Annotated in this window: 14 protein-coding genes; 9 read left to right on the forward strand and 5 right to left on the reverse strand. The window is 41.5% G+C overall.

Translation table 11 applies throughout. The features are described 5' to 3' along the window. Nucleotides 1-170 precede the first annotated feature (170 nt). Entirely contained in the window at nt 171-1076 is a 906-nt protein-coding gene (locus MHB56_RS22155; RefSeq protein ID WP_076126270.1) for an ArsR/SmtB family transcription factor, read from the reverse strand. Between the two features lie 276 nt (nt 1077-1352). Here MHB56_RS22155 and MHB56_RS22160 point away from each other — a divergent pair, with 276 nt between their 5' ends. The 4 genes from MHB56_RS22160 to MHB56_RS22175 all read left to right on the forward strand — a co-directional run bounded on the left by MHB56_RS22160 (nt 1353) and on the right by MHB56_RS22175 (nt 5569). After that, the gene (locus MHB56_RS22160; RefSeq protein WP_076101554.1) at nt 1353-2597 is read left to right on the forward strand and encodes an extracellular solute-binding protein; all 1245 of its coding nucleotides are present in this window, start codon (nt 1353-1355) and stop codon (nt 2595-2597) included. A 79-nt stretch (nt 2598-2676) separates the two neighbouring features. Further along, on the forward strand, nt 2677-3555 hold the full coding sequence (locus MHB56_RS22165; protein ID WP_076138280.1) for a carbohydrate ABC transporter permease: 879 nt from the start codon (nt 2677-2679) through the stop codon (nt 3553-3555). Between the two features lie 53 nt (nt 3556-3608). Beyond that, nucleotides 3609-4505, forward strand: coding sequence for a carbohydrate ABC transporter permease (locus MHB56_RS22170; protein ID WP_036675639.1), 897 nt, complete (start codon nt 3609-3611; stop codon nt 4503-4505). Nucleotides 4506-4609: 104 nt separating this feature from the next. Next, nucleotides 4610-5569 (forward strand): glycoside hydrolase family 43 protein, encoded by a 960-nt coding sequence (locus MHB56_RS22175; protein ID WP_076184723.1) that lies wholly within the window; start codon nt 4610-4612, stop codon nt 5567-5569. Between the two features lie 334 nt (nt 5570-5903). Here the strand turns inward: MHB56_RS22175 and MHB56_RS22180 are convergent, their stop codons facing one another. Further along, nucleotides 5904-6716, reverse strand: coding sequence for an ABC transporter permease subunit (locus MHB56_RS22180; protein WP_076281115.1), 813 nt, complete (start codon nt 6714-6716; stop codon nt 5904-5906). Then, nucleotides 6713-7600: an ABC transporter ATP-binding protein gene (locus MHB56_RS22185; RefSeq protein WP_076184722.1), complete on the reverse strand. Its 888-nt coding sequence runs from the start codon at nt 7598-7600 to the stop codon at nt 6713-6715. Before MHB56_RS22185 ends, MHB56_RS22180 begins: the two co-directional genes overlap by 4 nt. 165 nt (nt 7601-7765) lie before the next feature. Here MHB56_RS22185 and MHB56_RS22190 point away from each other — a divergent pair, with 165 nt between their 5' ends. Then, nucleotides 7766-8359, forward strand: coding sequence for a TetR/AcrR family transcriptional regulator (locus MHB56_RS22190; protein WP_076126280.1), 594 nt, complete (start codon nt 7766-7768; stop codon nt 8357-8359). A gap of 37 nt (nt 8360-8396) precedes the next feature. Here MHB56_RS22190 and MHB56_RS22195 read toward each other — a convergent pair whose 3' ends face one another. After that, on the reverse strand, nt 8397-9893 hold the full coding sequence (locus tag MHB56_RS22195; RefSeq protein ID WP_076281114.1) for an amidase: 1497 nt from the start codon (nt 9891-9893) through the stop codon (nt 8397-8399). Between the two features lie 148 nt (nt 9894-10041). Between MHB56_RS22195 and MHB56_RS22200 the strand changes: the two genes are divergently transcribed. Next, complete coding sequence (locus MHB56_RS22200; RefSeq protein WP_076126284.1) at nt 10042-10509, forward strand: MarR family winged helix-turn-helix transcriptional regulator; 468 nt, start codon at nt 10042-10044, stop codon at nt 10507-10509. Between the two features lie 74 nt (nt 10510-10583). Here the strand turns inward: MHB56_RS22200 and MHB56_RS22205 are convergent, their stop codons facing one another. Next, nucleotides 10584-12215 carry an MDR family MFS transporter gene (locus MHB56_RS22205; RefSeq protein ID WP_076192880.1) on the reverse strand — a complete coding sequence of 544 codons (1632 nt, stop codon included), beginning with the start codon at nt 12213-12215 and terminating at the stop codon, nt 10584-10586. 217 nt (nt 12216-12432) lie between these two features. Here MHB56_RS22205 and MHB56_RS22210 point away from each other — a divergent pair, with 217 nt between their 5' ends. From MHB56_RS22210 to MHB56_RS22220, 3 genes are all read left to right on the forward strand, one after another. Beyond that, nucleotides 12433-12954, forward strand: a complete 522-nt coding sequence (locus MHB56_RS22210; RefSeq protein WP_076134039.1) for a MarR family winged helix-turn-helix transcriptional regulator — start codon at nt 12433-12435, stop codon at nt 12952-12954. 69 nt (nt 12955-13023) lie between these two features. After that, the gene (locus tag MHB56_RS22215) at nt 13024-13770 is read left to right on the forward strand and encodes a metallophosphoesterase family protein (RefSeq protein WP_341144020.1); all 747 of its coding nucleotides are present in this window, start codon (nt 13024-13026) and stop codon (nt 13768-13770) included. A gap of 80 nt (nt 13771-13850) precedes the next feature. Then, the gene (locus tag MHB56_RS22220) at nt 13851-14888 is read left to right on the forward strand and encodes a helix-turn-helix domain-containing protein (RefSeq protein WP_248547700.1); all 1038 of its coding nucleotides are present in this window, start codon (nt 13851-13853) and stop codon (nt 14886-14888) included. Nucleotide 14889 lies beyond the last annotated feature (1 nt).

Here is a 14889-nt window from a genome sequence, read left to right on the forward strand (position 1 = left end):
TGAAGTGGATAAGAGTGAAATACAGTGAATGGATGACTAGGCGGGATATATCAGCAAGATAAAGAGAGGGGATAGGGCATAACAGGTGGGGGGGGAGCTAAAGAAGAATAGCTAATTAGTTGTTCACCCCCGCAAAAAAACCAGTTTTGCTTAGATCATAAATGAAAAATTTACAGATAGTACAACTTGAAAATGATATCTTGATCATGGTTTCCGAATTTTTTTCCGAAAATCGTTGCTCCTCCTACGTGTTTTGCATCTTCCTTCACTTCGATCCGAAAGGTCCAACGATCACAATTCGTATCTAAATCCTCAATCGAAACCTGAGACAGCGGGTCACCGTCAATGTAAGTTCCATTGTGGTTTGTAATTCTAATCGTTTTTAGCAATCCGTATTGATTGATATTGTGTGGCCACCATTCCGGTGTGAATTTACCTCTAGCATCAGCGAAATCTCCGGGGCTCGTCCAAGTCCCTAATTCCAAGCCATTCAAAGAAAAGGTGATGTCTGAAGGCCATACGTCATTAGCAAAGGGGAATTCGGAAGAAAGCTCTAAGCTAATCTCAAATTGCTGTAGGGTTTCCTCTTTTTTTAGGAAATTAGCGATATTATATTGCACATAACCTTGCGTGAACCAGAGAATCTCTGCGTCCACTCTTTTAGAATCCATGAAATACTTAGGTTCGTCTACTCTGCCGATAAACTCCTTATCCGTAGCAAGTCCGCAAGTAGGTTTCAGATCATAATCGGTATAATGACCAATCGGCACTGATGTCTCGTAGGAGGCAAAAGAGTGAAAGATTTTTTTCGGGAAGTTAATCTCAATATGATCCACCCTAAGGATTGAGATTTTTTGCATTCCTGATTTACCAGGCACCTTTTCAGTTTTTATGAGCCCTGCATCTTCTAGTTTTTTAATGTGTTTGGTAACGATAGGACTGCTTATTTTAAGTTCTTCTGCCAAATCTTTGATGTTCATCTTATTTTTGGAGAGCAACTGAATAATTTTGATGCGTACTTCACTCGCTAAAGCTTCGTAAACAACAAGAGAGGATTTGTCGATTTCCAACTGCATTTTACCCACTTCTTTCAAAGTTATTTCATATACTGTAAAGTTTATTAATCTATATATAAAGTAACATGAAAGGTAACCGAAGTAAATATAATATCGCTTTCATCTCCGAGAGATGAATCAAAAGGTTAATTAAACGAAAAAAAATTCTGTTAAGTTTATTTAAATGTTATTGACTACGCTTTCACAATGAATGTATACTAATCTCAAGTTAATCGTTTTCAAAGAAAGTGAACATGAATGGTTATCTTAACATTACAGCTGCAGGGGGAGAGAGTAATGAAAAAGAAATTTGGAGTTTTATTAGCAACGGTTCTAACATTATCGACAGTTTTGGCAGGATGCGGTGGTAAAGATGATAGTAAGACGATTACGTTCTGGACACCGCTGACCGGTGATGACGGTGCTTATATGGATCAAATTGTTAAAAACTACAATGCAACGAATCCCGAAATCAAAGTAAAACATGTTATTACGGCTGATATGTACACAAAAATTTCTACAGTTTTGGCATCTAGCAAAGGTGTTCCTGATTTAGCAATTATCCACGCTGACCGTGTTCCTGGGTTTGTTAAACAAGGTGTACTAGAATCCATGCAAGATACCGTATTGCCAGCACAACCTGAACTGAAAGCTGAAAATTACTTACCACAAGCTTGGAACACTGGTAATATCGATGGAACTCAATACACAGTTCCTCTTGATATTCATAGTAACGTAATGTATTACAATAAAGATTTGCTGAAAAAATATAACGCTGAATCCTTCTTGGATGATAACGTTGTTACTATTGATGAAATGCTTTCCTTACAAGGTAAATTGGATGAAGGCGATTACGTAGTTAATGATGCCTTGCTGGGCTGGGTTATCTTGGCTCAAATTCAAGATTTGGGCGGGGATATCCAAGTCGATGGAAAACCGGCTGTTAATACCCCTGTATTTAAACAAGCGTTTGAAAATGTTAAGAAAATCGCCGATGCTGGCCTGATGACTCCATTTGGTGAAGACGGTTACTTGATGTTCCAATCTCAAAATGTACTTTTCTCGACAGACGGAACTTGGAGTTCTACAGCACATGCTGGGGTTGAAGGCTTGAACTTTGGCGTGACCAATGTTTATTCTCCTACTCCTGATAAATTCACCAACAGATCTTCTTCTCACTTGTTCGCTATGTTGAAAAATGATAAGAGAACAGACGAAAAAGAAGTGGGTATTGCTAACTTCTTGGAATATGTTCGTACGAATTCGATGGAATGGGCAAAAGCTGGACAAAACGTAGCAAGTAACGTAGTTAACCAAAGCCCTGAGTACAAAGACTTTATGCAATCCTTCTTTACATCTGATGAAAAAGAAATCGAATCCCTATACATTTACACCTATGAATACTACCCATACATTGCGGAAGCTGTAGATACTTACTGTGCGGATATCGTGCGTGGCAACGTTGATATTGATGAGACTTTGGCAACGATGCAAAAATTTGTTGAAGATAAAATTGCGGAAAGCAGCAGTGCAGCAAAATAAAGCAAAATAGAATAGATTGTACGAAGTAATGTGCCATGTTATGGTGCATTACTTTGTGCAAAAGGAGAAATGAATTCCTATGAAAAAGAAAATCAATTGGGCACCTGCTTTCTTTGTAGGTCCGCATGTCATTTTGTTTGCTGTCTTCATTTTATTGCCAACGATTTATGGGATTTATGCTTCATTTACAAAATGGAATTTAATGAGTGATCCGGTATGGGTAGGCTTTGATAACTATAAGGCTATTCTTTTTGACAACAGTTCAACCTTTCATACTCAATTTTTCAGAGGCCTAAAAAATACATTGATTTTCGTTGCTATGTCTGTTCCGTTGCTGATTATTATTCCATTAATGGTCGCGGTGGCGTTGGAACATAAAAAAGTTAAAATGAAGAGCTTAATTCAATCTATTCTTTATATTCCTGGCTTGATTTCAATTTCTGCGGCAGCACTGATTTGGCTGTTGATCTTTAATAAGCAACTTGGGATCACTGGTAATCTATTTGGATCACAAATTGCTTGGCCTGCAAATCAACCCTATGCGTGGATTATTATCATTGTAATTACTTTATGGGGTGGTATTGGGGGCAACATGATTATCTATCGTGCTTCCTTAAGTGGCGTTTCTCAAGAGTTATATGAATCGGCTGAGCTCGATGGTGCGGGTTCTATTAAAAAATTCACTAGTATTACCTTGCCATCTATTCGTTTTCCATTAATTTATACCTTTGTTATGACAACTGCGGGTGCCTTTAATGTATTCGGCCAACCGTTAATGATGACCGATGGCGGACCTCGACAAAGTACACACGTTCTAATGATGTATATTCGTCAATTAGCTTTCGGTAACGGTGAGTCCATCGCCGGGATGGCATCCGCTATGGCAGTTTTACTGGGATTAGTTATTTTGGTGATCTCAGCGCTGCAATATTTTGTAATGAACCGAAATGCTTCATAGGTTCGCAGAAACTAATTGACTAACAAGGAAATGGAAAAGGTAGGTGTACTAAAATGTCAAACCAGGCAGTAAATCCAGTTGTAAATACAACAGGCAAAATAAAAGGCTCCTCCAGTGTAAGTATTTCAAAATATATTTCCTATATATTTCTAGGTATCCTATGTGTGATTTGGATCATTCCTGTTATATTCGGGATTTCCACCTCATTTAGATCACAAACGGAAGTAGTATCCTCGGGCTTTAGACTATTTCCTAAAGAGTGGGTCTTTGAGAACTACGTTACAATCTTAAACAATACCTCTACAGCTCCAATTCTACGTTGGTTAGGTAACTCATTGTTTATTGCTACATCTCACACCATTCTGGTTGTTATTGTTATTTCGATTACAGGTTTTGGATACACCCGTATTAAGTTTAAAGGAAGAGACACATTGTTCTTTACTTTGCTGGGAATCTCCTTCTTCCCGGGTGTTGTTAACTTGATTCCTTCTTATAAAATCATTGACTCCTTTGGTTGGGTGAATACTTCCTGGGCTATGATTATCCCTGGTCTTGCGGGTATGGGTAATATCTTCTTGGTCAGACAGTTTATGAACGGTATCCCAAAAGAATTAGATGAATCGGCTAAAGTTGATGGTGCTAGTGACTTTAGAATTTTCGCGCAAATTATATTGCCGTTAGTTAAACCAATATTGATTGTTTGCGGATTGTTCTCCTTTACTGGATCTTGGAATGACTTCCTCTGGCCGGTTATTGTGTACACAGATGTAGACAAAATGCCAATTACCGCTGGTTTGCTCTTATTGCAAGACATCTACGGAAACTATCGTATGATCGGACAATTAATGGGCTCGGCAATCATGGCGATTATTCCAACATTGCTGCTATTCGTTTTTGCACAAAAATACTTCGTTCAATCCATCAACCTGAATTCGGGTATCAAAGGTTAGATCGAATGAACTTAAACTTAAATACACCTTGACTTCTTATAAGGAAGGGTGTGTTTTGGTGACCTGCAAATATAAAAAAAGAGATAAATATAGGAGTTGTCATTGTGAGAGAATTTAATGTGAAAAATCCACTAGTTGAGCAACGAGCAGATCCTTGGATCTATAAACATACTGACGGGTACTACTATTTCATAGCTTCAGTTCCAGAGTTCGATAGAATTGAGCTTCGCCGTTCTGAATCCATTCAAGGATTAGCTGAGGCTGAAGGGAAGACCATTTGGGTTAAGCATGAAACGGGCTTGATGAGTGCTAATATCTGGGCGCCAGAGATTCATTATATTGATGGAAAATGGTACGTGTATTATGCAGCTGCACATACCTCTGATACGAAAGATGGTTTATTTGATCATCGCATGTTTGCACTAGAAAACTCATCCGCAAATCCTTTAGAGGGTGAATGGGTGGAAAAGGGTCAAATAAAAACAAAATGGGAATCTTTTGCCTTGGATGCAACAACTTTTGAGCATAAAGGAGTTAGATATTACGTTTGGGCACAAAAAGATCCTGCTATCCCTGGCAATTCAAATATTTATATTTCCGAAATGGAGAACCCTTGGACACTAAAAGGCGAGCAGGTGTGCATCACCACTCCTGAATACGATTGGGAAAAAATCGGATTTTTGGTGAATGAAGGCGCGGCAATCCTTAAGCGTAATGGACGCATTTTCATGACTTTCTCAGCTAGTGCAACAGATCACAACTATTGTATGGGATTGTTGACTGCTGATGAGAATAGTGATTTGATGGATCCAAAATCATGGGTCAAGACACCTGAACCTGTGTTTACGACTTCTGAGGAAAACGGCCAATATGGTCCGGGACATAATAGCTTCACTGTCTCTGAGGATGGCACACAGGATATCCTTGTTTTCCATGCTAGAAGCTATAAGGAAATTGTCGGTGATCCGCTTTACGATCCGAATCGTCACGCACGTGTGCAAGTAATCCAGTGGAATGAAGACGGAACGCCAAACTTTGGTGTACCTAGACCGGATACGAAATAAAAAGGGATTTGTCGCATAAAACAACAGAGCAATGATTCTCCCAGAGGTGGAGAAACACTGCTCTGTTGTTTTTTATAAGAGTCATAGTTATAACCCTCCTGAGGCTTAAGGACTCAGCTGACGCTATTTGCAAATTTTTGGACATTTGAGCAAGGTTGCGGACCCCAGTGCAGCTATTCCTTTAGAAAAGGTTCATTTTTGCTGTTCTTCAAGCCAATAACGACTTTAGGGTCCGTTAGGTACACAAATTTGTGATAAAGTTGCATTTAAGGTCAACGGTGTCCGATAGTTGCTTCGGGAACGCGTAAAAGCAAGATGATCAAATGAGGTACTCTTATAATGGAAGATCCCGTCTTCTGAACAGCTCTACTCCCAAGGAAAAGGTGAACACTCCGATCAACAGCAGCCAACTGGAGACCTGAATAATCTCCACGTTGCCCTGAACGATTTCCCCGGGTTGATAGAAGGAGAATAAGGTTAGGAAACGCAGTCCTTCCAGTTTGTCGCTTATTTTACCGAGTAGATCCAGAGTGAAAAATCCGAAGGCGATGGCGCCGGAAATTCCGAGCGCTTTTTTCTCGTCATTACATACAGAGGACACGAGAAAGGTAAGGCCGCCTACCGCAAAAAACAATAAAAACGCCACGGTATTCAGCTGAGCGAAGCGACCACTGTTAAAGTCATATTCACTGCCAAGGAACCATGCTTTACCTAATAATCCGGCGAGGGTGGTTACACCCATAATTAAGAGTAATGCTGTAGTGAGAACAAGTGCCTGCGTGGTAGCGACTTTTCTCCGTGTAGTTGGGGCTATGAGCAGATAGGCCATGGAGCCGTGATCCACGAGTCGAGCCATAAGCTGCGTTGACATTTGCACACAAACTATGGATAGAATCAGAACTAGTATAAGTCCATAATATTCTCCGGAGATAAAAGCTTCAGCACTGGTAAATCCGCTATTTAATCCAAAGGCTTTACCCACACCCTCTGGCATCGCCTTAATAAGGTCATCAATTGCTTGTGTGCTCCCCGCAATCCCAGGATAAAGCCAGATCATAAACAGAATATAGAAGGCAGAACCAAAGGCGTAATTCAATATTCCTTTCAGGTTCACTCGCATCATTTCCTTATAGAGCGGAAGATTCATTGCACTGCCCCCTCGCGGTCATAATAGTCCATGAAGATGTCCTCCAGATTCTGCGTGAATACGTCGATGCTGCGGACATTGTATTTTCCAGTTTCCCGGATGAATCGGTCATAATTGCCCTGCACAGCTATGCGGACCCTATTTCCCTCGTGAGCTTCCACTTGTAGGCCGGAGGCGGCAAAATTCACTGCATCTTCACTATTCGCAAAAATGACCTCAAACAGCTTCCGTTGCATCGATTGCAGTTCATGAATATTTTTTACGGTGATAATCCGTCCGTCTTTGATAATTGCGGCGCGGTCACAGGTGCGTTCAATTTCTTGAAAGCTGTGTGAGGACATGAGAAAGGTAGTTCCGGCTGATTTTTCCTCCAGTACCAGATCAATAAATACCTTTTGCATGAGCGGGTCGAGACCCGAGGTAGGTTCATCCAGAATAATAACGTCAGGACTGTGCATAAAAGCAGCGACGATTCCGACCTTTTGCTTCATTCCCTTTGACATTTTTCGGATCGGAGTGGTGGCATCAAATTGCAAACGTTCAATCAGCTGCTCGCGTTTGGTAGTATTTTTGATTCCCTGCATGGCTGAGATAAATTTAAGGAAAGAAAGACCCGTCATCCCATCAAAAAAGTTGATTTCACCGGGTAAGTAGCCGATATGCTTCTGGACTGTCCCTTGTGCCTTCCATACATCAAGCCCATGGATACTCGCATGCCCTTGATCTGGTTTCATAAAACCCATGATATGCCGTATGGTCGTCGATTTACCCGCACCGTTAGGACCTAGAAATCCAAAAACCTCGCCTTTATTTACGGTAAATGTTACATCTTCGATTCCTTTGCCATTCGAAAATCGTTTAGTTAAGCCTTCTACTACCAGCATGCTGCCACCCCCGCCGCAAAATAATGAACTATTATGAATCAGATATTTCATATGTTATATTATTCCTAGTGGTTAATGAAGTCAATATAATTATGAAATAATTGAAATGGAATATTTCATTAAATTTGAATATGCATACTTAATAACGAAGTTAGGGTGGAAGCTATGAATGGATTTGAGAAGAGAGCAGCACAGATTAAACTCAAAATTATGAAAACTACCATGGAGATGCTCAAGAACTGGGAACCGAAACGTCTACGGATCGCTGATATTGCGAAAGAAGCAGGGGTCTCTCAGGTGACGATTTATAATTATTTTGGCAGTAAGGAAGCGCTGCTTAGTGAGTCTTTTAAGGACTTTGTTCAGAAGGAAATTCAGGAATTTGAAGATTACATTTATCAAGAGCATTCTCTAAAGGAGATTATTGGTTACATTCTAACCATGGAGAGGGAAACTTACAGCGGTTTATCTCCCGCAACTGTGAAGGAGCTTATGGTTGAGGATCAAGAAATGTTCCATTATATTGAGGAACGATATGCGAATGACATTTTGCCGGTGCTGGTGAAGATGGTCGAGGATGGGAAAGCGCGGGGAGAAATCTCAAATAAAGTATCCACCAAAGGGATACTTTCACTAATGGGGATGTATATGCGTAATGCGGGTGAACTTCTAGACGAAGCTAGCAAACAGGAAGATATGGATGCCTTCATCGAGGAAGCCATCCATATTTTCTTCTATGGCATTTGCGGGAAAGAGTAAGGGGAGCTTGAGCTGCGAGAGCATCACCCTTAATTGATCAGGTGAACAGCGGATTTCCAGTCATGCCGACCCAAAGAGCGGATTGTTCAAGCTGGGCAGCAAGCTGAAGCAATAAATCTTCACGGCCTTTGTTCGCCATGACTTGAACGCCTAGCGGAAGGCCATTTGCTGACTTATGGACGGGCACACTCATTGCAGGCTGGCCTGTCAGATTTGCGAGCTGTGTGAACGGTGTATAGGTTAGGCTTGACTCAAACATCTCGTAAATTAAGCGGCTCTGTTCTTCTTTTGGCAATTCGTTTACGTGCAGCAGCTTTGCTATCTCTGCAGGTTTATGCGTTAATTCACCAATTTTGGGAGCAGAGTTTGCATTCGTAGGTGTTATATATAAGTCGTAATGATTAAACAGTTCCGCCATTTGGGCGGCTGCAACGTCCCATTCATCCAGACTATGTACGAATTCGGCCGCTGAAACATTTTTTCCGGTCTCACCAAGGACCCACGTAATGATATCGACATCGTCAGCAGTTATGGAACGTCCCATATTTCTCTCCAGGGAGACGAACATCGCTGCTACCTCTCCGGCATTCATCGTATAGTAGTTCTCCATCAGTCTTGTGCCATTCACAGGACTTTCTATTTCTTCAACCGCATGTCCTTCAGCTTCGAGCCATTTCACGGTTTTGAGAACAGCATTTACGGCCTCTTCAGAGACAGGCGTACCTACTGGGGAAGCCGTCGTAAATCCAATTCGTAGTTTACGTTGCGTAGGCTTAAACAGATCATCCAGATATACGCCCGGGTATAACGGGGTCTGGAAGGCGGCTTCCGGCTGCACAACCTGCAGCAGATCTAACATAGCAGCGCTATCGCGAACGGACCGGGTTAAGGCAAAATCAATAGAAGCCCCTTGCCATTGACGGCCGACTCCGGGTCCTACTGGTGTGCGCCCGCGCGTGGGTTTAAGTCCGAATAGGCCTGTGAATGAGGCGGGAATACGGATGGACCCACCACCATCACTGGCTCCCGCTACTGGAACAATACCAGAAGCTACAGCCGCCGCGGCTCCGCCACTTGAACCTCCAGGAGAATATTCGAGATTCCAAGGATTACGAGCAGGGCCATGGAGGACATTCTCTGTAATGTTTTTTAAGCCGAACTCGGGTGTATTCGTATGTCCAAGTGGAATAAAGCCGGCTTTCCTAATCCGTGCAACATAATTTGAATCCCACCGTGCGACATTGTTCTTCATCAGCATAGCCCCACAAGTGATGGGCTCGCCAGCGATAGATTGGGAAATATCTTTTAATAGAAACGGAACGCCAGCAAACGGCCGAGTGTTATCCTGAACAGGCATCTCGTCGGCTTCTCTAAGAGCAGCTTCACGACGGGTGCGCACCACCGCATTTATGACTGGATTGACCTCATCTAACCGAGCAAAGGCGGCTTCGACCAGCTCACAAGGTGAAATTTCACGTGCTTTGACAAGTGAAGCAAGTCCTAGAGCGTCATAGGTAGAGTAAGAAAAGGACAAATTAGATACCCACTTTCAATTTAGGATGATTATTATATTATACATCCCATTAGTTATTTTTTGAAAATGGGTAATCTGACATCTATCAATTCTTTTTTACGTCATATTAGGCTATACTTAGTGTTAAATGATTTTATGGGGTGTACTGATGAACGAAGAGAAATATCAGAATGTGGATGGTTTAATGGAGGCTTTCCAACAATTCGCTAGAATGAACTGGCGTAAAACCACGATTTGGGGCTTGAAGCCAAGTGAGGTCCGGATGTTGGTTTCTTTAAAGCTTGGTAAAGAACGGGAAGGGAAGAAGGGACAGACGGTTTCGGAGATTAGCAAGTTTCTGAAAGTCACCTCTCCTACGGTTACCCAAATGCTCAATAGTCTGATTGCACAAGGATATGTGGTGCGTACTTCTGATGCACAGGATCGCCGAGTTAGTGAGATCACGCTTACGGAAAAAGGGGAGCATCTGGCTGAGATGGCTGTAACGAAATCCCGGAATACCTTTAAAGGTATGATCGATTACATGGGCAAAGAACAGACGGATACGTTAATGGAGCTGTTAAACGGAGTCTATGTTTACTTCGAAGAATTGAACGATCAACCAAACGAATCCTAGCCCTTCTTATAAAAAAAGAGATGCCGCACAGCCTAAGCTGTTTACGGACATCTCTAATGTAAGGTTATTTGTGATTAATGTGCAGCAGGCACAGATTTTTCGAGTTTTTTACTCCCGTTTTTATCCTCTGCGTGTGTCTCCATTTTTTTCTCTCCACTACGTAATGGAATCTCTTTAAGGAACAGAACGAGCAGTGCTGCGATAACTAACAGCGCCGTACCACTTAAGAACACAACTGTCAGGGAATCGCTTAGTGCGTTCCGCAGCATCTCAATCAATTGATTGAAGAGCGGCTGAATTTGCTCTGGCAGTGTTGCATGCAATTCTTTAAGCTTAGGCTGATCTAGCAGCATTTGAGGATTCATAAAGGCAGAAAGCTGTTTAGCGGATTCAGGATCAAGTTTGGATAAATCCGGACCTTTGCCAGAGGACACCGCTGCCTCTAATTTTTTCGTTAATGAGGAGTTCATAATGGTACCCATGATGGCAATACCTATGGTTCCACCTAAATTACGGAATAAAGTATTTGTAGCAGTAGCAACACCTAGCATTGAAGGCGCTACAGCATTTTGTACGGTTAGTGTAAATACAGGCATCGATAGTCCTAACCCAACCCCGAAGATAATCATGCTGACTACAGCCGTAGCAATGTTACTCATAAAGGCCATTAATATCATGGCTACAACCATGAATGGCATCCCCATTAGAGCATAACGTTTATATTTTCCTGTTTTGGAGATCCATCTTCCCACTAAAGTACTTAGTACAATCATAGTAAGTGACATTGGCATATTGATAAAACCAGATTTAGTTGGGGAGACGCCCTCTACCCCTTGCACGAAGAAAGGCAGGTAGATCATTGCGCCCATCATACCGGCATTCATCAGGAAGCCGACAATCATTGAGATGGATACGATGGAATTTTTAAATAAGGATAATGGCAATACTGGGCTTTTAGCTTTACGTTCAATCAGAATCAGGATAATCAGACCCAGAATGGAAGCCCCAAACAAGCCTAGAATCTCCGGAGAACCCCAGTCATATTTTGTTCCCGCCCATGAAAAGCCCAGCAGGAGCGCAACGATGGTCAGGGAAAGGAAAATGGAGCCTAAGTAGTCGATGGACTCAGATGTAGAACGCGTTGTTTTAGGGAACATTTTCAAAATCATAAAGAAGGCCACGATCCCGAAAGGTAAGAAGATCCAGAAGATCCATTTCCAAGCCATGTGATCTACCATGAATCCGCCAAGGGTAGGACCAATTACGCTGGAGAAACCAAATATCGCCATCATAATTCCAGTCCACTTGGCTCTCTCTCTTGGAGCGAACAAATCACCTACAGCGGTTACGGTAGCCGACATTAGAATCCCGCCGCCTAGACCTTGTATCCCGCGATAAGTGATCATTTGAAAAATGTTGGTCGACAATCCGGATAGGAAAGCACCTATAATAAAAATGACAATCCCTGATAACAGGAAGGGCTTTCTTCCGTAAATATCGGATAACTTACCGACAAGTACGGTAGCAATGGTTGAGGTGAGCATATAGATGGTAATTACCCAGGTATAATGTTCAATACCTCCAAGCATCGCAATAATTCGGGGCATTGCTGTGCCCACAATCGTCTGGTTGATTGCTGCGAAAAACATAGCCGCCATTAAAGCAATCATAATTGTAACTTTCTTTTTCTGAGTGAGATGCTCCAGAGCAGTTCCTCTCCTTTAACTTCTATATATTGTAGTTTGGGAATTCATGTCGTAATAATTAGGTAGCCAAACTATCATTTATGTATAATACACAAATTCATCAATTAGCACAACAGGTTAATTATTAAATTTTAATTTAAAGAGAATTTGAATTTGACTTGATTTTTTGGGAATAGGTAAGTAATCTAATTAGATTGAGGTATATTGGAGGTGCCCTATGGATACCCATGACAATCAAGAGCAGAAGCTGATCATAGCCCTTGAAAATATAAAGCGTCTGACTGCTCGCCCCTACTCGATTGATGTAGTATCGTATAGAGAGTTTGTTATGATGTACGTCATTCACACTGTTATGAAGCAAAAGAAAGCGGCTGAAGGTGACAAACAGCACCGGGGAGTTATGATTTCTAAATTAAGTGACCTGCTCCAGATAAGTAGACCTACTGCTACGCAAATGGCAAATACTTTGGAGGAAAAAGGTTACGTAGTGCGTACAACATCCGATACAGATCGTCGGGTCGTATATATCTGTCTGAGTGAGCTTGGAGAGCAGATTTATAGCAGGCAGATGGCATCCTATTCCGGCATTTTGAGTGAAATCACGCAAAAGGTCGGTAAGGAAGAGATCGACCAGCTGATCTTTTTGTGCGATCGTTTTCAAGAAGCGGTGCATGAGGTCAGAAGCCGTCATTTTTTTCCACAGTCGGATGAGGAGCCATTAGTTATAGATTCAGTATAGAAAGCCCAACATCAAAAGATATTCCTGCAGACCTGCGGGAACATCTTTTTTTGCATCTTAGAGCAAGGAGTGATTATCATCAGAATATTAGCAATTAGTGACATTCACGGAAGTTATGTAGAATTCAATGCCCTATTATCAAAAGTGAATTATCGCCCGGCGGAGGATAAGCTTATTTTAATGGGAGATTATGTGGATAGAGGTCTGGACAGTAAAGGAATTGTGGAGCAAGTGATGACTCTGCAGCAAGAATGTGGAGCGATAGTTCTCAAAGGAAATCACGATAAAATGGCTTGCGATGCGCTCACCAGCGAAGATGATAAATTGGATACCCATTGGCTAACTAACGGCGGATTTCATACACTGATGAGTTATTGCGAGGCGGGCTACGAAGGTTTGCAGAAGGATTTTGGCTGGAAGGATTATATGCAGCTAAAAGAAAAAATTAGGCGGGACTATAGACATCATATAGACTTTCTGAGCACATTGCCGCTTTATCATGAGACGGAAGAACATATTTTTGTTCATGCAGGCATTAATCCATTAATAGAGGATTGGAAACAGCAGGACCCTTATGATTTTATCTGGATTAGAGACCCCTTTTATAAGAATCCGGTAGTTAGCACTAACAAAACGGTTGTTTTCGGTCATACTTCGACGATGGATCTGCATGATTCAGAAGAAATCTGGTTTAGTCCACTGGGAGATAAAATTGGGATAGATGGCGGCTGTGCATATGGCCAACGACTAAATTGCTTGGAGATTTCCGCAGGGAAATACATAACGCATTTTGTTCGGAATGGTGAGACGCTTTGAGCGTTCTCCCATTTTTTTTAGAATAGTAATGAATTAAACGTTAACTATGTATAAAATAAAGATAGGAGGGGTGCAAATAGGTGAATGCGAACAACAAATATCATATCCTCATGCAAGGGGCCATCAGCAAGAATGTGAGCGAAACCTGTAAGGAGTTTGGCATTTCCCGGACGATCTATTATAAGTGGTCTAAAGCTTATCAACAACATGGAATGGATGGACTTGGGGAGAAGAAAAGAAAGCCGGTAATGCCTAATAAAGTAGATAAGAGAACGGAAAGATTGATCTTGGAGTACGTCGCCAGATTTCCTGAGGATGGGCCTAAACGCATCTTTTATGAACTGCAAGATGAAGGTATGCAAATAGGGGAATCCGGTATTTATAATGTACTACGTCGAAACGGACTAAATAAACGAATAGAACGTGAAGCTTACGCCAATCAAATCAAAGCAAAGAAGAGGAATGGCGCACAACCCACTCACACTAAAGGATTTAAAGAGAAACGGAAAATACTAGATTATAAGATGAAGAATCCGATAAATGCTCATCCCGGGTATATGTGTCAGCAGAGTATTAGCTATTTGGGAGTTTTCCCGAGGGTCGGAAAGGTATATCAATATGTAATTTATGATGCCTACTCCAGACTAGGTCTAGTTAAGCTATACAATCGGAAATCTACCATTCATTTTATAGATTTTATGCATCTGAAAGTTCTCCCATTGATGAAGACATTAGATTTTCATATCGATAATCTGGTTACGAACAAAAGCCGTGAATTCATTACGAACTGGGACAGAGGAAAACATAAATATAGTGAATTTTTACATAAGAACAATATTAATCAAGTAGCTATAACGGTAGACCAAACAGAGATATTTCAGCCCTTGCAGCAATTTGCGGCGGTGTTGACCAAAGAATTCTACCAGCAGGCTTGGGTAGATGATACGATAGATTCTTTTGAAATTTTAGAAAAGCGCTTACATGAATACTTGAGAACCTACAACTTCAACAGGCAAATTACAGACGGACCTAATCAAGGTAAAATACCATCGGATGTCGCACTTGCCTATACGGGACAACGAGAAACTTTGCCATTATGGTTATTTACAAGGAGATAAC

This window comes from Paenibacillus sp. FSL H8-0315 (assembly GCF_038005365.1).
GTDB classification, from domain to species: Bacteria; Bacillota; Bacilli; order Paenibacillales; family Paenibacillaceae; genus Paenibacillus_AQ; species Paenibacillus_AQ odorifer.